Source organism: Mesorhizobium sp. WSM4904 (genome assembly GCF_029674545.1).
Lineage (GTDB): Bacteria > Pseudomonadota > Alphaproteobacteria > Rhizobiales > Rhizobiaceae > Mesorhizobium.
This window is the reverse complement of the sequence record NZ_CP121354.1, coordinates 3,497,598-3,518,138: the sequence shown is the minus strand read 5'-3', so window position 1 is coordinate 3,518,138 and position 20,541 is coordinate 3,497,598. Positions and strand designations below refer to the sequence as shown.

Annotated in this window: 20 protein-coding genes and 1 other RNA gene; 12 read left to right on the top strand and 9 right to left on the bottom strand. The window is 64.3% G+C overall.

Going from position 1 to position 20,541, the window contains the following annotated elements; translation table 11 throughout:
• Positions 1-8: 8 nt before the first annotated feature.
• Positions 9-803 carry a molybdate ABC transporter substrate-binding protein gene (modA, locus tag QAZ47_RS16735; RefSeq protein WP_278230091.1) on the bottom strand — a complete coding sequence of 265 codons (795 nt, stop codon included), beginning with the start codon at positions 801-803 and terminating at the stop codon, positions 9-11.
• 165 nt (positions 804-968) lie between these two features.
• Here modA and QAZ47_RS16730 point away from each other — a divergent pair, with 165 nt between their 5' ends.
• Complete coding sequence (locus QAZ47_RS16730) at positions 969-1,175, top strand: molybdopterin-binding protein (protein WP_278201839.1); 207 nt, start codon at positions 969-971, stop codon at positions 1,173-1,175.
• A gap of 178 nt (positions 1,176-1,353) precedes the next feature.
• Here QAZ47_RS16730 and QAZ47_RS16725 read toward each other — a convergent pair whose 3' ends face one another.
• On the bottom strand, positions 1,354-2,148 hold the full coding sequence (locus QAZ47_RS16725) for a thymidylate synthase (RefSeq protein WP_278201838.1): 795 nt from the start codon (positions 2,146-2,148) through the stop codon (positions 1,354-1,356).
• Positions 2,149-2,287: 139 nt separating this feature from the next.
• Positions 2,288-2,599, bottom strand: a complete 312-nt coding sequence (locus tag QAZ47_RS16720) for a DUF2853 family protein (RefSeq protein WP_278072782.1) — start codon at positions 2,597-2,599, stop codon at positions 2,288-2,290.
• A 168-nt stretch (positions 2,600-2,767) separates the two neighbouring features.
• Between QAZ47_RS16720 and ssrA the strand changes: the two genes are divergently transcribed.
• Positions 2,768-3,128: a transfer-messenger RNA gene (gene ssrA / locus QAZ47_RS16715) on the top strand.
• Positions 3,129-3,223: 95 nt separating this feature from the next.
• Positions 3,224-3,781, top strand: coding sequence for an AAA family ATPase (locus tag QAZ47_RS16710; protein ID WP_278201837.1), 558 nt, complete (start codon positions 3,224-3,226; stop codon positions 3,779-3,781).
• Positions 3,782-3,827: 46 nt separating this feature from the next.
• Here QAZ47_RS16710 and QAZ47_RS16705 read toward each other — a convergent pair whose 3' ends face one another.
• Positions 3,828-5,033 (bottom strand): multidrug effflux MFS transporter, encoded by a 1,206-nt coding sequence (locus QAZ47_RS16705; protein ID WP_278201836.1) that lies wholly within the window; start codon positions 5,031-5,033, stop codon positions 3,828-3,830.
• Positions 5,034-5,241: 208 nt separating this feature from the next.
• Between QAZ47_RS16705 and QAZ47_RS16700 the strand changes: the two genes are divergently transcribed.
• The 5 genes from QAZ47_RS16700 to QAZ47_RS16680 all read left to right on the top strand — a co-directional run bounded on the left by QAZ47_RS16700 (position 5,242) and on the right by QAZ47_RS16680 (position 7,661).
• A complete protein-coding gene (locus tag QAZ47_RS16700) occupies positions 5,242-5,925 on the top strand; it encodes a TetR/AcrR family transcriptional regulator (protein ID WP_278230090.1) in 684 nt (227 codons plus the stop codon).
• 117 nt (positions 5,926-6,042) lie between these two features.
• Positions 6,043-6,576, top strand: a complete 534-nt coding sequence (locus tag QAZ47_RS16695; protein ID WP_278201834.1) for an SspB family protein — start codon at positions 6,043-6,045, stop codon at positions 6,574-6,576.
• Between the two features lie 8 nt (positions 6,577-6,584).
• Positions 6,585-6,782 (top strand): DUF4169 family protein, encoded by a 198-nt coding sequence (locus QAZ47_RS16690; RefSeq protein ID WP_278230089.1) that lies wholly within the window; start codon positions 6,585-6,587, stop codon positions 6,780-6,782.
• Positions 6,783-6,791: 9 nt separating this feature from the next.
• Positions 6,792-7,019 (top strand): ribbon-helix-helix domain-containing protein, encoded by a 228-nt coding sequence (locus QAZ47_RS16685; RefSeq protein WP_278230088.1) that lies wholly within the window; start codon positions 6,792-6,794, stop codon positions 7,017-7,019.
• Between the two features lie 210 nt (positions 7,020-7,229).
• On the top strand, positions 7,230-7,661 hold the full coding sequence (locus QAZ47_RS16680; RefSeq protein WP_278201832.1) for a helix-turn-helix domain-containing protein: 432 nt from the start codon (positions 7,230-7,232) through the stop codon (positions 7,659-7,661).
• Positions 7,662-7,711: 50 nt separating this feature from the next.
• On the opposite strand, the gene QAZ47_RS16675 is transcribed toward QAZ47_RS16680, so the two are convergent.
• Positions 7,712-11,782 carry an AsmA family protein gene (locus QAZ47_RS16675; RefSeq protein ID WP_278230087.1) on the bottom strand — a complete coding sequence of 1,357 codons (4,071 nt, stop codon included), beginning with the start codon at positions 11,780-11,782 and terminating at the stop codon, positions 7,712-7,714.
• Between the two features lie 203 nt (positions 11,783-11,985).
• On the opposite strand from QAZ47_RS16675, the gene QAZ47_RS16670 reads away from it, so the two are divergent.
• Positions 11,986-12,954 (top strand): Dyp-type peroxidase, encoded by a 969-nt coding sequence (locus QAZ47_RS16670; protein ID WP_278230086.1) that lies wholly within the window; start codon positions 11,986-11,988, stop codon positions 12,952-12,954.
• 13 nt (positions 12,955-12,967) lie between these two features.
• On the opposite strand, the gene QAZ47_RS16665 is transcribed toward QAZ47_RS16670, so the two are convergent.
• Positions 12,968-14,383 (bottom strand): FAD-linked oxidase C-terminal domain-containing protein, encoded by a 1,416-nt coding sequence (locus QAZ47_RS16665; RefSeq protein ID WP_278230085.1) that lies wholly within the window; start codon positions 14,381-14,383, stop codon positions 12,968-12,970.
• 164 nt (positions 14,384-14,547) lie between these two features.
• Here QAZ47_RS16665 and QAZ47_RS16660 point away from each other — a divergent pair, with 164 nt between their 5' ends.
• Together QAZ47_RS16660 and QAZ47_RS16655 are read left to right on the top strand one after the other, a co-directional pair.
• Positions 14,548-15,033 (top strand): thioesterase family protein, encoded by a 486-nt coding sequence (locus QAZ47_RS16660; RefSeq protein ID WP_278230084.1) that lies wholly within the window; start codon positions 14,548-14,550, stop codon positions 15,031-15,033.
• Between the two features lie 144 nt (positions 15,034-15,177).
• Complete coding sequence (locus tag QAZ47_RS16655; protein WP_278201824.1) at positions 15,178-15,393, top strand: hypothetical protein; 216 nt, start codon at positions 15,178-15,180, stop codon at positions 15,391-15,393.
• Positions 15,394-15,462: 69 nt separating this feature from the next.
• Here the strand turns inward: QAZ47_RS16655 and QAZ47_RS16650 are convergent, their stop codons facing one another.
• Positions 15,463-15,957: an Lrp/AsnC family transcriptional regulator gene (locus QAZ47_RS16650; protein WP_278201823.1), complete on the bottom strand. Its 495-nt coding sequence runs from the start codon at positions 15,955-15,957 to the stop codon at positions 15,463-15,465.
• Between the two features lie 88 nt (positions 15,958-16,045).
• Here QAZ47_RS16650 and QAZ47_RS16645 point away from each other — a divergent pair, with 88 nt between their 5' ends.
• Entirely contained in the window at positions 16,046-16,960 is a 915-nt protein-coding gene (locus QAZ47_RS16645) for a DMT family transporter (RefSeq protein WP_278230083.1), read from the top strand.
• A 39-nt stretch (positions 16,961-16,999) separates the two neighbouring features.
• On the opposite strand, the gene QAZ47_RS16640 is transcribed toward QAZ47_RS16645, so the two are convergent.
• A complete protein-coding gene (locus QAZ47_RS16640) occupies positions 17,000-17,887 on the bottom strand; it encodes a dienelactone hydrolase family protein (protein ID WP_278230082.1) in 888 nt (295 codons plus the stop codon).
• Positions 17,888-18,114: 227 nt separating this feature from the next.
• A complete protein-coding gene (locus QAZ47_RS16635) occupies positions 18,115-20,433 on the bottom strand; it encodes a glucose/quinate/shikimate family membrane-bound PQQ-dependent dehydrogenase (RefSeq protein ID WP_278230081.1) in 2,319 nt (772 codons plus the stop codon).
• Positions 20,434-20,541: the final 108 nt, after the last annotated feature.

The window sequence follows — 20,541 nt, the reverse complement described above, 5'->3', positions numbered from 1 at the left end:
GGTCTTTCTCAGTTGCTCGGCGCGAGCACCGTAAAACCCTGTTCCTTGAAGAGCGCCGCGGCCTTGGCCGACTCGACGCATTTCAGGAAGGCAGCCGTATCCTTGTCCTTCGAATCCGCCGTCTGGGCAATCGGGTAGATGATGGGCGGGTGCGAATCCTCGGGGAAGGTTCCGACGACCTTCACGCCCTTCTCGGCATGCGCGTCGGTGGCGTAGACGATGCCGAGAGGGGCTTCGCCCGTCGACACCAGCTTCAGCGCCGCGCGCACATTCTCGGCCTGCGCGACCTTGCCTTCGACCGAGGACCAGACGCCCAGGGATTCCAACGCCGCCTTGCCGTATTTGCCGGCCGGAACGGCCTTGACGTCGCCCATGGCGAGCCTGCCGTCGCCGATGAGCTTGGCGAGGTCGAAGCCCTTTTCGACCTTGGCCTCGACCGTGGAATCCTTCGGCGCCACCAGCACGATCTGGTTGCCGAGCAGCTTCACCTCGGTGTCCGGTTTGGTCAGCTTCTTGTCGGAGAGATACTTCATCCAGTCGAGGTCGGCCGAGACGAAAATGTCGGCCGGCGCGCCGCCTTCGATCTGCTTGGCAAGTGCCGAGCTTGCCGCATAGGAAATGGTCGCCGCTTCGCCGACTTCGGGCTCGCAGGCCTTGTTGACCGCATCGAGCGCGTCCTTGAGGCTGGCGGCGGCGAACACGATCACCTTGTCGTCGGCATGGGCCGCCGGCACGGCCGCCATCAACAGCGCCGTCAGACCGCCAACCGCGATCGCCTTCAACCCAAATCCCATGCCCGTCATGAAACCTCTCCCTGCTTTGCAATCCGTTCGGCCGAATGCCTTTGATCGATATATCCGGGTGAACATAACAAGGGAAGGCTTTTTACCTACAGCGCCGTTGTACGGCGAGGTCATCCCAGCCTACGATGAAGTCAGCTCTATACAGCGAAGACCAAGGAGAGGCAGATGAAGATCAGCGCCCGCAACATCCTGAAGGGCAAGGTCACCGAGATCACCAAGGGAGCGACCACCTCGCATGTCAGGATCGATATCGGCGGCGTCCTCGTCACCGCTTCGATCACCAACGAAGCGGTTGCCGATCTGCAGCTCGAGAAAGGCAAGCAGGCCTATGCGGTGATCAAGGCCTCCGACGTCATGGTCGGGATCGACTGAATGGGTTGGGCTCAGGAAGTCCCGGACCTAGCACCTGAGGTGTGTTGAGATTCAGGTCAGGTCGAGCCGAAAATGGTGGTTTCCGAGAACCGGAGCGGAGCGTACTCAAAGTACGTGAGCACCGGAAGCGCAGGAAGCCGCCATTTTCGGCTCGGCCTGACCTGAATCTCAACACACCTCAAACTGCTATCGGCGCCTTGATGCTCGCATCCGCGAAATAATTCTCGAGGCGGAAATCCTCGAAGCGGAAGGCGAAAAGATCCTTCACCTCCGGGTTGATCCACATCGTCGGCAGCGGCTTCGGCGTGCGCCGCATCTGCTCGCGCGCCTGCTCGAAATGGTTCGAGTAAAGATGCGCATCGCCGAGCGTGTGCACGAAGTCGCCCGGCTTCAGCCCGGTGACCTGCGCCACCATCATGGTCAGCAGGGCATAGGACGCGATGTTGAACGGCACGCCCAGGAAGATGTCGGCCGAGCGCTGGTAAAGCTGGCAGGAAAGCCGACCTTCCGAGACATAGAACTGGAACAGGCAGTGGCAAGGCGGCAGCGCCATCGCCTCCACTTCGGCCGGGTTCCAGGCCGAGACGATCAGCCGGCGCGAATTGGGATTCTTGCGTATTTCCTTGAGAAGTCCGGCGATCTGGTCGATCTCGCCGCCATGCCCGTCCGGCCATGAGCGCCACTGCTTGCCATAGACGGGGCCGAGATCGCCGTTCTCGTCCGCCCATTCGTCCCAGATGGTGACGCCGTTGTTGTTGAGATATTTGATGTTGGTGTCGCCGGCCAGGAACCACAGCAGCTCGTGGATGATCGACTTCAGGTGCAGCTTCTTGGTGGTGGTGACCGGGAAGCCGCGCGAAAGGTCGAAGCGCATCTGATAGCCGAACACCGAGCGCGTGCCGGTACCGGTGCGGTCGCCACGGTCGGCGCCGTTTTCCAGCACATGCTTCAAAAGGTCGAGATATTGGCGCATCGGCTTCGCCTCGATTCGGGTGACAGGCGATCATAACCGACTGGCCGTCGGTCGAACACCGTAAAGCCTGCTACAAGTGGATTCGTGCGCCAGAGGCCGGCACCGGCACGACTCGTGCCGATCCGCCTGCGGAGAATCTTCAGAGAGAACCCAGTTTGCCCAGATCCTTGGCAACCAGGTAATAGAAGGTCACGCGGCTCTTGGTGTTGTCTGCGGCCATCGCCTTGCAGGTCTTCTCGATCGAGGCGTCGGCCTTCTTGGCGTCGGCGACGCCGAGCTTCTTGCCGACCCAATTCTCCCGGACGCGCTCGAGCTCCTTAGGGTCCGTGCAGGAGACCAGCGAAGAATCGCGGTTCCTGAGCGCGATGCCCAGATGCTTGACGATCTTCTCGACCGCGTCGGCGCTGGCGCCGGCATCGTATTTCTTCACATCCGCAAGATAGTCGGCCATCGAACTTCCCCTCGTCGGCGCCACAGATCCGATCGATGAGGCATGTGGCGCGCCGCGCAACCTGTGCGCTAGGTCAGAGATTCCTCATCGCCGGCGGAGCTTCGATTGTGTAGGGGCGCAAGTCAACCCTCGGCTGTCGAGTTTGGCGCCGGGAACAAGTGCCGGTTTGGTCTTTCATTTTCCACCATCGATGCCTATATTCGCTTCGTCGGCTTGACCGACTATGGCGATAAACAGGCGATGAAATAAGCCGTTCGGACCCGGGGGCGGTACCCGGCGCCTCCACCAAAAACCGCTCTGGATGACGGAGCGGCTTTTGCTGGGGGCGAAATAGGATCGACGAAGGTGTAAAGATCGTACTTTCGCCCGGCATTGTACCACCGTCATCGGGCTAAACTTATAGTTGCCAACGACAACTATGCGGAAGCTCGTCTCGCCGCTTAATGCGGTGCGAACGCTTCAAATCAAGCCCTAGGGGTTCGCACTTCTAGGCGGGGTTCGGAGGTACCTGGCAACAGAAACCTCCACCTTCTCCCCTCTTTCCCTGCAAATCAATTGAACGCCAAGGCTCGCCCGGCGCGCACGCGTCGTCCTGCCCGCCGTTCCTCAATCCATGGAAAAATCATGCAGAACGATTCCGATCGATTCTTCGTGCTGACCGGCGGTCCCGGTTCCGGCAAAACCACGCTCATCGAGGCACTGAAGACGGCTGGCTTCGCGACGGCGCCCGAGGCGGGGCGCGGCATCATCCGCGACCAGGTGGCGATCGGCGGCCCTGCCCTTCCCTGGCAGGACCGGGCGCTCTTTGCCGAGCTGATGCTGTCCTGGGAGCTGCGCTCCTGGCATGCGGCGCATGCCGAGCCCGGTCCGGTCTTCTTCGACCGCGGCGTGCCGGACACGATCGGCTATCTCAGGCTTTGCGGCTCGCCGGTGCCCGATCACGTCAAACGTGCGGCAACGGCATTCCGCTACGCGCATCGCGTCTTCATCGCGCCGCCATGGCCGGAAATCTTCACCCAGGACGAAGAGCGGAAACAGACACTCGACGAGGCCGAGCGCACCTTTCAATCGGTAGCGGGCGTCTATGCCGAACTTGGCTACGAGCTGGTGCCCTTGCCGCTCGCGACGGTGGAGGAGCGGGTGCGCTTCGTCCTCGATGCGGTCGGCCTGCCTGGGACCTGAAAAAAGCCGGGCAAGCCCGGCCTTTTTCGATCTTTTGTCGAGTCTCTTATTCGGCAGGCGCTTCCGCCGCTTCCCGCGCCCTGCCGAGTGTGACCTTCGCCAGCGTGAAGGAAATCACCGCGCAGAGCGTGATGCCGGCCACCATCGGCAACGGCGTGCCGTCGAAGAAGAGACCCGCCACACCCATCGCCAGCGCGCCGATGGCGAAGTGCAGCGTGCCCATCAGGGCCGAGGCCGTGCCGGCGATCTCGCCATGCTCTTCCATAGCCAGCACCGAGGTGGTCGGGATGACCAGCCCGAGGAAGCCGTAGCCGACGAAGAGCAGCGCCGCCATCACGTCGAGCCGGTCGACGCCAGACGCCATGATCGCGAACAGCGCCACCATCACCGTGGCGTAGCCGGTCACCGCCACCCAGACGACACGCTTCAAGCCGAAGCGGTCGGCCAGCATCCCGGTCAGCTGCGACATGCCGATGAAGGCGACCGCATTGATCGAGAAGAACACGCTGTAGACCGACGGCGACAGACCGTAATGGTTGATCAGGATGAAGGACGAGCTCGACAGATAGACGAAGAAGCTCGCGATGCCGAAGCCGGCGATCGCCGTCAGGCCGAGGAAGTTGCGATCACCCATCAGGTAGCGGTAGCCCGCCAGCGCCGTGCCGAAGGACGAGTTGGCGCGCTCGTCGACCGACCGCGTCTCCTTGAGCGCGGTGGCGAGCAGGACGGTGGCAAGTGCCGCGGCGCCCGTCACGGTCCAGAACACGGCGCGCCAGCCGAAGCTTTCGATGATCTGGCTCCCGGTCAGCGGCGCCAGAATCGGCGACACCGAGAACACCAGCATCAAGAGCGACATCAGCTTAGCCGCCTCGTTGCCGGTGTGCAGGTCGCGCACGATCGCGCGCGGCACCGCCATGCCGGCGCTGGCGCCGAGCCCTTGCAGGAAGCGGAAGGCGATAAGCCATTCGATGTTGGGCGCCATCGCCGAGCCGACGCCGCCGACCATGAACAGCGCGAGGCCGGCATAGAGCGGCAGCTTGCGCCCGATCATGTCGGAGATCGGTCCGACCACGATCTGGCCGAAACCCATCGACAGGAAGAAGATCAAGAGGCTCATCTGCACGGCGGCGGTGCCGGCATTGAGATCCTCACCGATCGAGGGCAGCGCGGGAAGATACATATCGATGGCGAAGGGGCCGATTGCAGACAACAAGCCGAGCACGACCGCAATGCGGAGGAATTTGGGACTCATGATAGGGCTTCTTTCGGATCTGGTTGCCGCCGTGGTCCGGCGTCTACCCAAGGACGTTCCATCCCGGGGAAATCCGACATCCGAGAGCAAACTTGTTCGTCTTTATCAGAGCGAATTCATCCGTCTGCCGGAGAGCGGCTTCCCTTTATCGTGTCCACAAATTTAGACAGGCTTGTCCAATTCGTCAATCACCGCTATATAGATTTTCATGAAGCCCGGCGTTTCTCCTGACACTTTCCCGCCACGCAGCCATGAGGCCAAGCGCATATCGGTGGTGGACGCTGCCGCTTCGGTTTTCTGCCGGCAAGGCTATGCCGGCGCCAATATCGACCTGATCGCGGCCGAGGCCGGCGTTTCGCGCCAGACGGTCTACAATCACCATGGCGACAAGGAAAAGCTCTTCATGGCCGTCGTGCGCGACCTGACCGAGCGCTGCAATGCCGGCATCTTCGCGACCATAGCCACCTTCCCCGACCAGCCCACCGATCTCGAATCCGATCTGGTCGCTTTCGCCGTGCGCATGAACCGCAACTGCATCTGCAATCGCGACGGCCGCTTCCTGCGCAAGCTGATCCAGGCCGAAGGCGAGCGTTATCCGGAGCTTTTCGCCGAGTGGCGCGAACAGGGACCGGGCCGCACCTGGTCGGCGCTTGCCGCCCGCTTCGCGCGGCTTGCCTATGCCGGGCACCTGTCGATCGACGATCCGGACGTGGCGGCGCGCCAGTTCCTCGCCCTGGTCAACGCCGAACTGCAGATAACTTTCATGCTCGGCGGCATGCCGACAGAGGAAGAGGTATTGCGCTCCGCCACCAACGGCGTGCGGACCTTCCTCAGCGCCTTCGGCCGGCGGAAACCAGCGTCCGTCAGGCAGGCGGCCCTCGCCCACGCCTGAGCGATCAAATCACAGCCATCCCCTCTTGGCCTCGGCGTTAGGCACCTATATGCGGTTTACGCCGCGCCCAAGCTTGATTACAGCTATGCGGACGATTCAACGGAACCCGACCTTCAAATGGCCGACGACCACATCCGCTACGACATTCTGGCCCAGGAGGCATTGCGCGGTGTCATGCGCAAGGTCCTGGCCGAAGTCGCGCGCACCGGCCTTCCCGGCAATCATCATTTCTTCATCACCTTCCTCACCGGCGCGCCCGGCGTGCGCATTTCCTCACGGCTGCGCGAGCGCTATCCGGAACAGATGACCATCGTCATCCAATTCCAGTATTGGGATCTGAAGGTGACTGACACCGGTTTCGAGGTTGGACTCTCCTTCTCCGACGTGCCTGAAAAGCTCGAGATCCCCTTCTCCGCCGTACGCGGTTTCTACGATCCTTCGGTGAATTTCGAGCTCGAATTCGACGTCAAGGCCGAGGGTATTGCGGAAGACGACGCTGCCACGCCGGCCGCGGAGCCGATCGCGGTCGTGACCGAAAAGAAAACGGAATCGAAGAAGAAGGCCGCCGAGACCGAAAAGAAGCCTGCCGTGGCTGATACCGGCGGCAAAAGCGCCGACGTGGTTTCGCTCGACGCCTTCCGCAAGAAGTGACCGGGGACATGGGCGAGGTCGTCAATCTCCGCCAGGCCCGCAAGCAGAAAGCGCGCAGCGAGAAGGAACGCCTGGCCGACGAGAACCGCGCATTGCACGGTCGAACCAAGGCCGACCGCGAGCGCGACCGGCTGACGTCCGACCGGGCGGAAAGATTCATGGACGGCCATCGCCGCGAAAAGTCCGGCGATCCGGACGGACGCTGAGCGCCTCCGATGGCCGCGGTCGAAAAGCGCTCGGTGACGATCCGCGGCCACCGCACCAGCTTTTCCCTGGAACAGCCTTTCTACGATGATCTCGTCACGATCGCGGCGCAACGCTCGATCTCGCTCGCGGCCCTCGTCGCCGACATCGACGAAACGCGAACGCGCGACGCCAACCTTTCCTCCGCGCTGAGGCTCTATGTGCTGGCCTGGGCGAAGCGCGGCGGCAAGTCGCCTTGAAAGGCCTTACGCCGCGATATTGCCGATGCTTTGCTGTGCCCTGCGCTTGGCGGCAGAGCCGTCCGGTTGTCGGGCGGCGACATATCGCAACACGATATAATTCTTCAAGACTGTTTTCGACCGCAGTGCGCGTCATTTTGATCGCGTCAGGCCGCCCTGACTTTCGTGGGAGGAGCTGAGCTTTCGCAGGAAAGGCCCATAAGTCGAGGAATGACGCATCCGCAAAAACCGCGCCCCGCCATCAGCCAGGCCGACTACCAGCGGCTTTCCGAATTCCGCTACCTGATCCGCCGTTTCCTGGAATTCAGCCAGTTGCAAGCGAATGAGGCAGGCCTGACGCCGCGCCAGCACCAGGCGCTGCTGGCGATCAAGGGCTATCCCGGCGGCGGACCCGTGGCGGTCGGCGATCTGGCGGAGCGGCTGCGCATCCGCCATCACAGCGCCGTCGAACTGGTAAACCGCCTGAGTGAGGCGGGATTGGTCACAAGGGATCAGGACAAGGCCGACCACCGCCGCGTGCTCCTGCATCTCACCCCTCTTGCCGACGATCGCCTAGCCGAATTGTCGGCTGCCCATCTCGACGAACTTTCGCGGATCGAGCCCATGCTCAAGCGCCTGCTCTTTCGTCAGGAGCCGTCCTGAACGACGAACGTGGCCGGATGCCAGACCTGCGGCTTCCTGGTGGATGAGCCTTAACCGCCGTCCAGCGATTTCAGCAGATTCTCGATGGTGAAGGGGTTGGCCTTGGGCTTCGCTGGCAATGGAGCGGAATTCTCGTTGACGCCCGGAAGCGACCGGTCGACCTTCGGCGCCTGCTCAGCCGCCTTGCGCTCGGCTTCCAGTCTCGCCTGCTCGGCCTTCTTGCGATCGGCTTCCAGCCTCGCCTGTTCCGCTCTCTTGCGGTCGGCCTCGGCCTGGGCCTTTGCTGCTTCATCGGCCGCCTGCTGTTCGGCCTTTGCCTTCGCGTCGGCCTCAGCCTGCGCCTTTGCCGCTTCATCGGCTGCCTGCTGTTCGGCCCGGGCCTTCGCGACGGCTTCGGCCTGGGCCTTCGCGTCGGCCTCCGCCTTGGCGCGCGCCTCGGCCTCGGCCTGAGCCTTGGCATCAGCCTCGGCTTTGGCTCTTGCCTCCTCTTCCGCCTTCGCTTGGGCCTCCGCTTCCACCTTCGCTTGCGCCTCGGCTTCTGCTTGCGCCTCCGCTTCGGCTTTCGCCCTGGCCTCGGCTTTCTGCCGAGCCTCTTCCTCCTGCCGGCGCAATTCCTCGGCCGCCCGGTCGCGCTCGGTCTGCAGCGCAGCGTAATAGCGCACCTCGCGCCGCAGCCTCTGCTTCTCGAGCAATTCCGCCTGCATCGCTTCGACCCGCTGCTGTTCCTTCTCCAGCGCGCGCTGAGTCAGGAACTGCGCCAGTGGCGCGCTGTCGAACTGAAGCGCCGTTGCCCCGAGCGGGCCGGCGAGACTGAAATTCACGGCCGGTTCGGAGCCGACCAGCGCCTCGTCGCCCGGTCGGTAGGTGATCGAGCCGCTGGCCGCCACGCTGCTCGCATCGAGGTTGGCGGTGACGTCCGCCGACAGTGTCGCCGCCGGATTGTCGAGGCTGATCGGCGGTGCTCGCAGCATGCCGTTGGCGACGGTGAAGGCGATATCGGTGTCGCCGGCCGCAAAACTTCCCTGCCCGGCGATCTGTGGCGCGAAGCCGCCGGTCTTGGCGGCATCGATGTCGCGCCCGATCGCATCGGCCTTGGCGATGATGGCGGCAAAGGCGTCGGGATTGATGCCGGCAATGGTCAGTCCTTTCAGCGCCGCGGTGCCGGACCCCGACAAAGCGGCAATCATGGCATCCACGGACTTGCCGCTGGTCGACAGCGCCGCCGAAATGTCGCCGCTGCCGCTGATGCCGGCATCCGGCAGCACTGCGGTAAGATCGCTGCCCGCAAGCTTCAATTGACCCGACAACAAGCCGGTGCCGTCCGTGTTCTTGAGCTCGAACAGGCCGGTCAGCGCGCCGCCGTAGAGTTTGGCCTTGAGGTCCGAGACATGGATGCCTTCCCGGTCGAGCTTCAGCGACAGCGCCGCATCATGCGCCGTGGCAAACGGTCCGGCGGCAAGAGCCGCCGCGTTGAGGTCGAGATCGGCACTGAAAGGCAGCGTCGACTTCTGGCTGAACGGCGCCGTCGGCCAGCCACCGCCTTTCGCGGCAAGGAAGGACTGGTCGCCGAACAGCGACACCGCCAGCGGGTCGAGGTCGAGCTCTTCGACCGCCAGCGCGCCGGCAATATGCGGCAGCCCGTCCTTGCTGTCGACATTGACGTCGCCGGACACCGCCGCCTTGTTGATGGCGCCGCTCAGCCCGCTCAGCACCAAAAGCCCATTGCCGAAATCGGCGTCGGCGGCGAGCGTTGTCGAGGTGCCGGTTCCCATGCCGGGCAGCCCGACACCGGTCGTCATCAGCCATGGCTCGATATCGGCGGCGTCGAGGTTGACATTGCCCTTGGCGGTGGCGCCTTGCTCCGTCTCGGCGACTGTCCCGTCAAAGCTCGCCCTGAAATCGTCGGCCGTCAGATTGAAGCTGGTCGCCAGCCCGCCGCCCAGCGAGCCTTTCGCCGTGACATCGGTGGTTGCCTGTCCAAGCATGCCGAGCGGCAGCGCCGGCAGGCCGTAAAGCGCGAGCAGCGTGGCGGCATTCTGGTTCCTGGCATTGAAGGTGATCGACACCGGCGCGTCGAGAAGCCGGTCCGGCGTTCCCCTGCCCGAGAGCGAGGCCGAGAAGGCGGAACCGCCGGCCTTGCCCTGCGCCGACAGCGCGAGCCCGGTGGTGCCGTCGCCATTGTCGGCGGCGCTTGTCACCAGGTCGATACGGGCATCCTGGAACAGTTCCGGATAGGCGGCCGCTCGGGCGGCCAGGCCTTTCAGAACCTGATTGTCCGGATAATGCTGCGCCGCGACGTCGATGAGCGGCTTGAGATCGACGGCCACGACGGATGCGTCGAGCTTGCCCGTCGGGCTTTCCGGAAAGTCCTTGATACGCCCCGTGGCGCTGATCGATGCGCCGGCAAGCCCGCCGATCGAGAGCCGGTCGATCTCGAGCAGGCCTTGGCGTAGCCGCAACGCCGTATCCACAGTGTCGGCCGTCAGTCCGGCGGCGCTGACCGGACCCGCCTTGATCTGGAAATCGAGGTCGCGGTCGGCGAAGCGGTTGGCGCCCTTGTCGCTGACGAAGATCGAGGCGAAGGCCGCCAGCCCGTCGACGTCGAGCTCGCCGCCCGCCAGTTGCATCAGCACGGAGGGCCTTGCGCCGTCGGGCTGGCTGGAATCGATGCGGCCGGAAAATTTGGCCTTGCCAAGGATGAGCTCGAGGTCGCTGAAGGACTGCCGGTTCTCGCTGAGATCGACCTTGGCCTTGAAGCCCGCCGCCGGCAGACGCCGGATTGCCTCGTCGACATCCTTCGACAGCCAGGCGGCGAAACCGGATGGCTGCCCCACGGCAAGCAGCAAGGAGCCGGTGAAGCCGAAATGGTCCTCGACGCTCAGCATGCCGTCGGCCTCCAGCGTTGCCCGGCCCGGCAGCGTCGCGGCAAGCGACTTCACCGACCAGCCGCCCTCGACCGGCTCCGCCGAAAGCCGCACGTCGCGCACCGTCGTGTCGCCTGCCACCACCGCCGGCAGCCTGACTTCGACCCTGCCCGGTATCGTCGGCTTCGGCATGTGCTGAAGCGTCTGCTCGAACGCCGCGATGCGCTGGTCGAGCGTCAGCCCGGTTCCGGCGGACGCGCCCACCGCCTCGTCGAACTGCACCTGCGCGCCGCTGGCCTCGATCGAGAAATGCGGCCTGAGGCCGAGATCGACCGAGGCCTTGCCGTCGGCGGTGTAGGGATCGTCGAGCGGCCCGGTTTCGAAGCGGAATTCGTCGACGTTAAGCTTCTGGTGGTCGAGCGCGAACTTGCCGTTCAGCCGGAAGCCCGGATTGGGCTTGCCGGCGCTGGCCTTGACCGGTTCCGCGCCGCGCGGTTTGACCGAGTCCGCTTCGGCCCTGTCTGCGTTTGCGATCTTGAACTGGCCGGAATAGACGGCCGCGCCCTTGACGATGCCGGCATTGCCGTCGGTCTCGAAGGCCAAAGGGTAGGCGTCTGGATCGGCCTTCACCCGTAGCCGCATCTGGCCGCCTGCCTCCACCTTGCCGGTGGAGGCAGAGACCTCCGTGCGCATGCCATCGAAGCGCAGCCTGCCATCCATCCGCCATGGACCAGCGAGCGACTTGGCGGAAATCGTCGTGTCGATCTCGCTAATCAGGTGACTGCGCCCGCCGGCAGCATGGCGCAGCTCGATCTGCCCTTCGGTCACCGTCAGCTTCTCGATCGCGATCTGGCTCGGATTGAATGGCGTCGACGGCCGGATAGCCCAGTCGACCGTGCCGTCGCCGGCGACGTCGATGGTCGCCTTTGGATGCACCAGCCGCATGTCGAAGATCAGCAGCTCGCCACGCAGGAATGGCGCAAGCTCGGCATCCATGGAGAAGGTCTCGACCGTCATCGCCGGCTGGCCCCCAGGACCGCCTGCGACCTCCACGTTCGAGAAGGTCACCGAGGGGAACGGCAAAAGCCGCGCGGTCGCATCGCCCTTCACCGTCACCTTGCGGCCGAGGATGGTGCTCGCCTCGCGCTCGAAATCGGCGCGGTAGCCGGTCCAGTCGATGAAATACGGCACCACCAGCGCCGCGCACAGCACCAGCACGAACAGGCCACCGAAGATCACGAACAGGCGAGCGAGCATCTGCTCCAGAACGTAGGATTAAAGTCAGCCGCACTCTACCCGCATCCGCGTGTCGATAAAGAGGCAATTCGCCTTCGCCATCCTGTCAAAACGCAAGCTCCGCCGGCTGTTGCGCGATCGCCTGCGGTCGCGATATCGTTTCGGCATCCTGCCCGAGCGGCTTGCCGCGATCCTTGAGCCAACCTAGAAGCGGAGCGTTCCCGATGTCAGGCAAGAACTGGGACAGGGTGCCGATCGACGCGCAGAGCGTCGACGCTCCACTGTCGCTCGCCGCGGTCTTCCTCGTCGTTACGGTCGGCAGCGATCATGCGGCCCTCGCGAAGGTGGCTTCGGTGCTCGGCGCGCTTGACGATCTCGTCAAGAATGTCGGCTTCCGCGACCTGTCCGGCCGTTTGTCGTGCATCGCCGGCATCGGCGCCGACCTGTGGGCGCGTCTTTCCCCGGACCGGCGGCCGCGCGAGCTGAAAGCCTTTGCGCCGGTCAGGGGACCGGTCCATTCGGCGCCGTCGACGCCGGGCGATCTCCTCTTCCACATCCGTGCCGAACGCTCCGACATGTGCTTCGAGTTCGAGCGCATCCTGCTGGACAGCCTGGGCGGCAGCGTGACCGTCGTCGACGAAGTTGCCGGCTTTCGCTACTTCGACGCGCGCGACCTGCTCGGCTTCGTCGACGGCACCGCCAACCCGACCGGTCTCGACCTGCCGACCTCTGCCCTTGTCGGCGACGAGGACGCCGACTTTGCCGGCGGCAGCTATGTCGTCGTCCAGAAATATTTGCACGACATGGCCGCCTGGGCGGAAACGCCAACGCATCTCCAGGAGGAGATCATCGGCCGCACCAAGATCGACAACATCGAGATCGATGACGGCGACAAGCCGCGCAAGTCGCACAAGTCACTGGCCACCATCGAGGACGACGCCGGCAACGAATACGACATCCTGCGCGACAACATGCCTTTCGGGCGGCCGGGGCAGAAGGAGTTCGGGACCTATTTTATCGGCTACACCCGTTATCTATGGGTGATCGAGAAAATGCTGCAGCGCATGTATGTCGGCGAGCCGCCGGGCGCCTACGACCGGCTGCTCGACTTCTCGACACCGCATACCGGCACGACCTTTTTCGCGCCGACCCGGCCGATGCTGCAGAAGCTCGTCGAGGGGGCGCAGGAGTAGAGCTGGCGGCTGGTCACCCGGTCGCCGGCAGGATCTTGCCCGGGTTCATGATGTTCAGCGGATCGAGCGCCTGCTTGATCGTGCGCATGACGTCGACGCCGTGGCCGAGCTCGTGGCGCAGGAAACCGACCTTGCCCTGACCGATGCCATGCTCGCCGGTGCAGGTCCCATCCATGGCGATGGCGCGCATGTTGAGCCTGGCGACGAATTTTTCCGCAAGCGCGATCTCTTTTGGGCTGTCGACGTCCATCAGCACCAGCACATGGAAATTGCCGTCGCCGGCATGGCCGACGATGGGTGCTACCAGCCCCATCTCGGCGATGTCGGCCTCGGTTTCGGTGACGCATTCGGCGAGTCGCGAGATCGGCACGCAGACATCGGTCGACAGCCCCTTGGCGCCGGGGCGCAAGGTCAGCGACGACCAATAGGCGTCGTGCCGCGCCTTCCAGAGCTTCGTCCGCTCTTCCGCGACGCTGGTCCACAGGAACGGCCCGCCGCCATTTTCCTCGGCGATCATGCCGAACGTCTCTGCCTGTTCGGCGACGCCGGCATCGCTGCCATGGAACTCGACGAACAGGCACGGGCTCTCGGGGTAGTCGAGCTTCGAATAGTTCTTCATTGCCCGCATCTGCAGCGCGTTGACCAGTTCGATACGCGCCACCGGGATGCCCATCTGAATGGTCGCGATCACCGTGTTGCAGGCCGCCTCCAGGCTGGGAAACGGACAGACGCCGCCCGAGATCGCCTGCGGGATGCCCTGGAGTCTCAGCGTCAGCGACGTGATGATGCCGAGCGTGCCTTCCGAGCCGACCAGCAGCCGCGTCAGGTCGTAGCCGGCCGAGCTCTTCTTCGCCCGCTTGCCGGTCGTCACCGCTTCGCCATCGGCCATCACCGCCGTCAGCGACAGCACGTTCTCGCGCATGGTGCCGTAGCGCACGGCGTTGGTGCCGGAGGCGCGCGTCGCCGCCATGCCCCCGAGCGAGGCGTTGGCGCCGGGATCGATCGGGAAGAACAGACCGGTGTCGCGCAAATGCCGGTTGAGGTCCTCGCGCGTCACGCCGGGCTCGACCGTGCAGTCGAGATCCTGCGGATTGACCGAAAGGATGCGGTTCATGCGCGAGGTGTCGATCGAGATGCCGCCGCCCGGCGCATTGGTGTGGCCTTCGAGCGAGGAGCCGACGCCGAAGGCGATGACCGGCACGCGGTGCGCGGCGCAGGCGCGCACGATCTCCTGCACCTCCGGAGTCGATTCGGCGAAGACGACGCCGTCCGGCGCCTGGGTCGGGATATAGGTGGTGGTGTGCGCGTGCTGGCTGCGGATCGCCTCACCGGTCTGAAAACGCTCGCCGAACTGTTGCTTGAGGATGCCGAGCACTGTGGCGATGCCTTCCTCGTTGCGCTCGACGGGATTGAGGTCGCTCAAAGCCATGATTTCCTCCGCGAATGGACCAGTGGCCACTCTTGTAATGCAGCTATGGATGATGCCTAAAGCAATTCCAGGAAAAGTGTGAAGCGGTTTTCCGTCCGGAATTGCTCCAAACAACCAGAACCGCACCAGCCACACCCTGTCCAGCGACGATCAAGGAAAACCAGATGACGATGCCCGCGCCAATCATCTCCAAGCCGATGGCCATCGAGAAGGACTGGATCGACTACAACGGCCATCTCAACATGGCCTACTACAACGTGCTGTTCGACCGCTGCTCGGACGAAGCGTTCGAGCTGATGGGCATGGGGCCGAACTATGCCAAGGAGCGTCGCCTCACCATCTACACGGCCGAAGTCCACGTCTGCTACGTGCAGGAGCTTCACCTCGACCACAAGGTGAACGTCTCCTTCCAGCTCATCGACCACGACGAGAAGCGGCTGAGAGCCTATCAGGAGATCCGTCATGTCGACGGCTGGCTGGCGGCGACGTCCGAATCGCTGTCGTTGCACGTCGATATGGCAGGGCCGAAGGTCGCCCCCTTCCCGGCCGATGTGATGGCGCAGATCGAAGCCATGCGCGCTGCCCATGCCGCGCTGCCCATGCCGGAGCGTGCCGGCCGCTCGATCGGCATCAAACGCAAGAGCGCTTGAAAACCCGCCCGCCCGCGTTAACCTTACCAAGGTTTTAACGTGAACAAGTCGCTTGAGTCCGTTGAACGACTCAGTGGCGCGTTCGACAACGACCCTGCCGGGTTGCGCGCAGGTGGCAGGCGGAATGCGGTGCGAGGATAGTGCATGAAGACCGACATCAAGGTGGAAGTGGAGCGGTTGGCGGCCGATCCGCGCATCACCGACTATGATTTCTGGCGATCTTTGAAGAACGTCAACAACGAGATTTTTCACATCGCCAACAACAACGAGCCCATCCCCTTCGACATGATCCGCTGGCGCGCGATTCTCAAGCAGGCGCGCATGCGGCGCGGTTACACTGAGCCGTCAGCGCTCCCTTAGAGCAATTCCAGGAAAAGTGTGTAACGGTTTTCCGTCCGGAATTGCGTAAAAACAAATAGTTAGAGCAGTTCAGCGTTTCCGTGAAACGATGAACTGCTCTAGCCCGCGAAGCGGCGAGCGCGGCTCGACCGGCGACGACTGGATGATGGCGGTGTTGGTCATCGCATAGGGGATGATCCTGTCGATCACCCGTTCCAGCTCGGTCACCGAGCCGACATGCGCCAAAGCGATGAAGCAGTCCTCGCCGGTCACCCGGTCGCACTGCGCGATTTCCGGCAGCTCGCGGATGATCTCGGCAACGACGGCGAGCTGCCCGGGCACCGGCCTGATCCTGAGCCATGCCGACAGCTTCAGGCCGAGCGCCGCCGGATTGATTCTGACCGTATAGGCCTCGATCACGCCGTTCTCCTGCAGCTTGCGGATGCGCTCCGCGACGCTTGGCGCCGAGAGCCCGACGGCACGCGCCAGCTCTGCCGTGCTCGTGCGTGCATCCTTTTCCAGCAGCCGCAGGATCTTCAGGTCCGCCGCATCCAGATCGGCATTTTCATTTCGAAGGCGTTTCAAGAGAATTCTCTTTCTTCAGAAAGTGAACGGCCCAAAAAGCCGTTTAGTGCCTATATAAATAGCGAAATTCGCCTGCGATAATGATCGCATGAATTCCGAAGCGCAAGTTCGTACGGCAAACCAGACCACCGGCGACACCCACGCTGCAGGCCCCGCCCTCGCCGGACTGGCCAATGCGCTGCCGCCGCATGTCTGGTTCTGCGTCAGCGCCATCTTCCACTATCTTGGGCCGGCTTTCGCCGTGCTGCTGTTCGCTCAGGTCGGCGTGCTCGGCATGGCCTGGCTGCGCATCGCCACGGCCGCGCTCGTCTTCGCGCCGCTCACCAGGCCATGGACGGTGTTCGCGCGGGCCGACCGCTCGGCACGGCTCCTGCTGCTGGCCTTCGGCGCCTGCCTGGCGGTGATGAACTGCGCGTTCTATCTGGCGCTCGACCGCCTGCCGATCTCGCTGGTCGCCGCCATCGAATTCGTTGGCACGATCGGCGTCGCCCTCGTCGGCCTCAGGAGCCGGCGCAATTTCGTGGCGCTCGCCATCGCCGTCGCCGGCACCTTGCTGCTGATCGACATCAAATGGTCCAGCGATCCGGTCGGCCTGTTCTGGGCCTTTCTCAACGGCGCGCTGTTCGTCGGCTACATCGTGCTGGGTCACCGCATCGCGCAGACGGGCATCGGCATCGCGGGCCTCGGCACCGCCATGGCGATCGCCTTCCTCGTCGTGCTGCCGGTCGGCTTCAGCGAGGCGCTGCCCGCCGTCACGGCGCCGCAACTGTTGCTCGCCGCCATCGGCGTCGGCGTCTGCTCCTCGGTGATTCCCTATATATGCGACCAGCTCGCCATGGCGCGGCTGCCACGCGCCAGCTTCGCGCTGATGCTCTCGCTCCTGCCGCTCACCGCGACGCTGATCGGCGTCGTCGTGCTGCGCCAGGTTCCCAGCCTCACCGATTGCCTCGGCATTGCGCTGGTCGTGGCGGGCGTGGCCATGCACAAGCCGGCGCGGGAGTGATCCCCCGGACAGCACCGGTGAGGTGTGTCGAGATCCAGCTCAGGCCAGCTTCTGTTTCAGAAACGCGACCGTCCTCCCCCAGGCGAGGTCGGCCGCCTTCTTGTCGTAGCGCGCGGCCGAAGTGTCGTTGTTGAAGGCATGGTTGACGCCGTCATAGACATAGACCGTGTATTCGACATGCGCGGCGTCGAGCGCCTTCTTGTAGGCATCGATGCCGGCGTCGATGCGCTCGTCCAGTCCGGCATAGTGCAACAGCAGCGCCGCCTTGATCTTCGGCACGTCCTCGGCTTTCGGCTGCATGCCGTAATAGGCGACGCCGGCGTTGAGATCGGGTGCATTCACGGCGAGCGCATTCACCGTGCCGCCGCCCCAGCAGAATCCGACCGCGCCGACCTTGCCGTTGCCGTCCTTCAGGCCCTTGAGATAGGCAATTGTCGCGACGCCGTCGGCCGCGACTTGGGCGGCGTCGAGCTTGGTGAACATGTCGCGCGCCTTGTCCTCGTCGGACGGCGTGCCGCCCAGCGGCGACAGGAAGTCCGGCGCCAGCACAATGAAGCCTTCCAGCGCCACGCGCCGCGCGACATCGCGGATATGCGGGTTGAGACCTCGGTTCTCATGGACGACGATGACGGTTCCCATCTTGCCGGACTGACCGGCCGGCTTGACCAGATAGCCCTTCATCTCGCCGCTGCTGCCGGGATAGGTGATGTCCTCGCCCTTCACGCGCGGATCGTCCTCGGCGACGATCGCCGCCTGGGCCGAATTCGCCGCCAGCATCGGCGCGATCGCGGCGGCCGCCGCGCCCGATCCGGCGAGCCTTGTCAGGCGCTCCATGAAGCGCCGCCGGTCAAGCGTCAGATGCGTGTACTCGTCATAGGCATCGATCATCGCCTGGGTGATCACGGGCTTGGCGACAGGTTCGGTCATGGCTCTCCCTCGACGGCTGTTTGATGCGCAAGATAGGGTTGAAGCTCGCAGGGTCCAGTCACGGACCAGTGACCGTTTGGCCGGACCGTTCGCTCATTGGCAACGCGCCCCGCCGGGCTGTGATGCCTGTCATGTCGCATCATCGCATTTTGGCCGAAGCAGCCGCCGGCCCGGATCTCGCCAACCAGGTGCCCTGCCCGAGGAGCTGTCTCGGACTCTAAGGCTGCCTATTTCGGCAGCGTGTAGGCCATCACATAATCGCCCGGCTTGGTGCCGACCGAGCCGTGGCCGCCGGCGACGATGACCACGAACTGGCGGCCGTCGGCGACCGTGTAGGTCATCGGTGTCGACTGCCCGCCGGCCGGCAGCCTCGCCTGCCAGAGCTGCCTGCCGGTGGTGAGATCGTAGGCGCGCAGATAATCGTCGACCGCCGCGCCCAGGAAGGCAACGCCGCCGGCGGTGATCATCGGCCCGCCGATGCCCGGAACGCCGACCTTGAACGGCAGGGGCAGCGGCGTCATGTCGTAGACGGTGCCGTTGCGATGCCTGTAGGCGATCTGGCCGGTCCTGAGGTCGACGCCGGCGACATAGCCCCAGGGCGGCGCCTGGCAAGGGATGCCGAGCGGCGACAGGAACGGTTTCAGCACCACCGCGTAAGGCGCGCCCTCGTTGCGGTTGAGCCCTTGCTCGCTGCCTTTCGTGGCATCGCCCGGCGGCGGCACGTCCGCGCGCGGAATGAGCGTCGATGTGAAGGCGAGATAGGTCGGCATGCCGAACATCACCTGCCGCACCGGGTCGACCGCGACGCCGCCCCAATTGAAGACGCCGAAATTGCCGGGATAGATCAGCGAGCCCTGCAGCGAGGGCGGCGTGTAGCGTCCCTCGTAGCGCAATTTCCTGAGCGCGATCCGGCATGCCAGCTGGTCGAACATGGTGATGCCCCACATGTCCGCGCCGGTCAGCCGCTTGGGATTGAACGAAAGCCCCGATTCCGGCTGTGTCGGCGAGGCATGGTCGCCTTCGATCGCGCCGCCCGGCGCCGGCATCTCCTTCACAGGGATGATCGGTTCGCCGGTGCTCCGGTCGAGCACATAGAGGTCGCCCTGCTTGGTCGGCACGACCAGCGCCGGCACGACCGTGCCGTTGACCGAGGTGATGTCGACCAGCGTCGGCTGGGCCGGCACGTCCATGTCCCACAGATCGTGATGCACCAGTTGCCGAACCCAGCGCAATTTTCCGCTGTTGAGGTCGAGCGCGGTGATCGAGGAGGAGAATTTTTCGGTATTGGCGCTGCGGCCCATGCCAAGCTGGTCCGGTGTCTGGTTGCCGAGCGGCAGGTAGAGCAGGCCGAGCTTCTCGTCGGCGCTCGCCGTCGACCACATGTTGGGCGAGTTGTTCGTGTATTTCTGCTCCGCCGGCAGCGGCGCCGTCTGGTCCGGATTGCCGGAGTCCCAGTTCCACAGAAGGGCACCCGTACCGACATCGTAGGCGCGGATGACGCCCGATGGCTCCTCGGTCGAATAATTGTCGTTGACCGCGCCGCCGACGATGATCTTGCCGGCGACGATCAGCGGCGCCGAGGTCGAATAATAATAGCCCGACTTCGGATAGGGCATGTTGGCCATGAGATTGAGCGTGCCGCTTTCGGCGAAGGACGAACACACCTGGCCGCTGGCGGCATCGAGCGCGATAAGCCTGGCATCGGAGGTCGGCAGATAGATGCGCCCAGCACAAGGCTGCCCGGCCGCGATCTTCGGGTCGGCATAGTAGGACACGCCGCGGCAGGTCTGGTGCTGGCGGTTGGGATCGAGCTTGACCTTCGGATCGTAGCGCCACTTCTCCTTGCCGGTCGCGGCATCGATGGCGATGGCGAAATTGTGCGGCGTGCAGATGAACAGCGCGTCGCCCACCTTCAGTGGCGTCACCTGATAGGTCGTCTCGCCGATGTCGTCGGGGCCTTTGACGTCGCCGGTGCGGTAGGTCCAGGCGGGCTGGAGCTTGGCGACATTGTCCGGCGTGATCTGATCGAGCGGCGAATAACGTTGGCCGAATGGCGTGCGGCCGTAGAAATGCCATTCGCCGGCCGGCATGTCGCCGCCGAGATTGGCCGTCGGCGTTACTTTGTCGGTGTCGAGCATGCCGCCGATGTCGGTGGCGTCGGTGGTCATCGAATAGCCGGCCACCGCAAGCGAGGCGAGCACCGCCAGGATGAGAGGGGCGCGCCCGTCCGGACCGGCGAACCCTCGCCTTGCCCATGGCGTCAGCAGCCACAGCGCGACGAGAACGATGATGCCGCCGCGCGGACCGAGCTGCCACCAGTCGAAGCCGATTTCCCATACCGCCCAGCACAGCGAGGCGAGCACGATCGCCGCATAGAGCCAGAGCCCTGTCGATCTGCGGCGAAAAACGAGCCAGGCGGTGATCAGGAAAGCGAGACCGGCAATCGCATAGTACCAGCTGCCGCCCAGCGAAACCAACCAGATGCCGCCGCCGCCGAGAACCAAACCGATAAGGAAGAGGACGAGGGAGGTGATGGTGACAGCCAAGACGGTGCTCCTTCGACTGTTGCGCTTGCGCGCCTTCCAGGCGACGGCACGCCGCCCTTGCCCTGCCGGCAGCTTTCCCCTGCCCGCTCCGGCTGTCAAGTTGGTCGG

Excerpts from the sequence above, each read along its gene's own strand:
- modA (WP_278230091.1), bottom strand. The coding sequence starts at position 803 with ATGACGGGCATGGGATTTGGGTTGAAGGCGATCGCGGTTGGCGGTCTG.
- QAZ47_RS16730 (WP_278201839.1), top strand. The coding sequence starts at position 969 with ATGAAGATCAGCGCCCGCAACATCCTGAAGGGCAAGGTCACCGAGATC.
- QAZ47_RS16725 (WP_278201838.1), bottom strand. The coding sequence starts at position 2,148 with ATGCGCCAATATCTCGACCTTTTGAAGCATGTGCTGGAAAACGGCGCC.
- QAZ47_RS16720 (WP_278072782.1), bottom strand. The coding sequence starts at position 2,599 with ATGGCCGACTATCTTGCGGATGTGAAGAAATACGATGCCGGCGCCAGC.
- QAZ47_RS16710 (WP_278201837.1), top strand. The coding sequence starts at position 3,224 with ATGCAGAACGATTCCGATCGATTCTTCGTGCTGACCGGCGGTCCCGGT.
- QAZ47_RS16705 (WP_278201836.1), bottom strand. The coding sequence starts at position 5,033 with ATGAGTCCCAAATTCCTCCGCATTGCGGTCGTGCTCGGCTTGTTGTCT.
- QAZ47_RS16700 (WP_278230090.1), top strand. The coding sequence starts at position 5,242 with ATGAAGCCCGGCGTTTCTCCTGACACTTTCCCGCCACGCAGCCATGAG.
- QAZ47_RS16695 (WP_278201834.1), top strand. The coding sequence starts at position 6,043 with ATGGCCGACGACCACATCCGCTACGACATTCTGGCCCAGGAGGCATTG.
- QAZ47_RS16690 (WP_278230089.1), top strand. The coding sequence starts at position 6,585 with ATGGGCGAGGTCGTCAATCTCCGCCAGGCCCGCAAGCAGAAAGCGCGC.
- QAZ47_RS16685 (WP_278230088.1), top strand. The coding sequence starts at position 6,792 with ATGGCCGCGGTCGAAAAGCGCTCGGTGACGATCCGCGGCCACCGCACC.
- QAZ47_RS16680 (WP_278201832.1), top strand. The coding sequence starts at position 7,230 with ATGACGCATCCGCAAAAACCGCGCCCCGCCATCAGCCAGGCCGACTAC.
- QAZ47_RS16675 (WP_278230087.1), bottom strand. The coding sequence starts at position 11,782 with ATGCTCGCTCGCCTGTTCGTGATCTTCGGTGGCCTGTTCGTGCTGGTG.
- QAZ47_RS16670 (WP_278230086.1), top strand. The coding sequence starts at position 11,986 with ATGTCAGGCAAGAACTGGGACAGGGTGCCGATCGACGCGCAGAGCGTC.
- QAZ47_RS16665 (WP_278230085.1), bottom strand. The coding sequence starts at position 14,383 with ATGGCTTTGAGCGACCTCAATCCCGTCGAGCGCAACGAGGAAGGCATC.
- QAZ47_RS16660 (WP_278230084.1), top strand. The coding sequence starts at position 14,548 with ATGACGATGCCCGCGCCAATCATCTCCAAGCCGATGGCCATCGAGAAG.
- QAZ47_RS16655 (WP_278201824.1), top strand. The coding sequence starts at position 15,178 with ATGAAGACCGACATCAAGGTGGAAGTGGAGCGGTTGGCGGCCGATCCG.
- QAZ47_RS16645 (WP_278230083.1), top strand. The coding sequence starts at position 16,046 with ATGAATTCCGAAGCGCAAGTTCGTACGGCAAACCAGACCACCGGCGAC.
- QAZ47_RS16640 (WP_278230082.1), bottom strand. The coding sequence starts at position 17,887 with ATGACCGAACCTGTCGCCAAGCCCGTGATCACCCAGGCGATGATCGAT.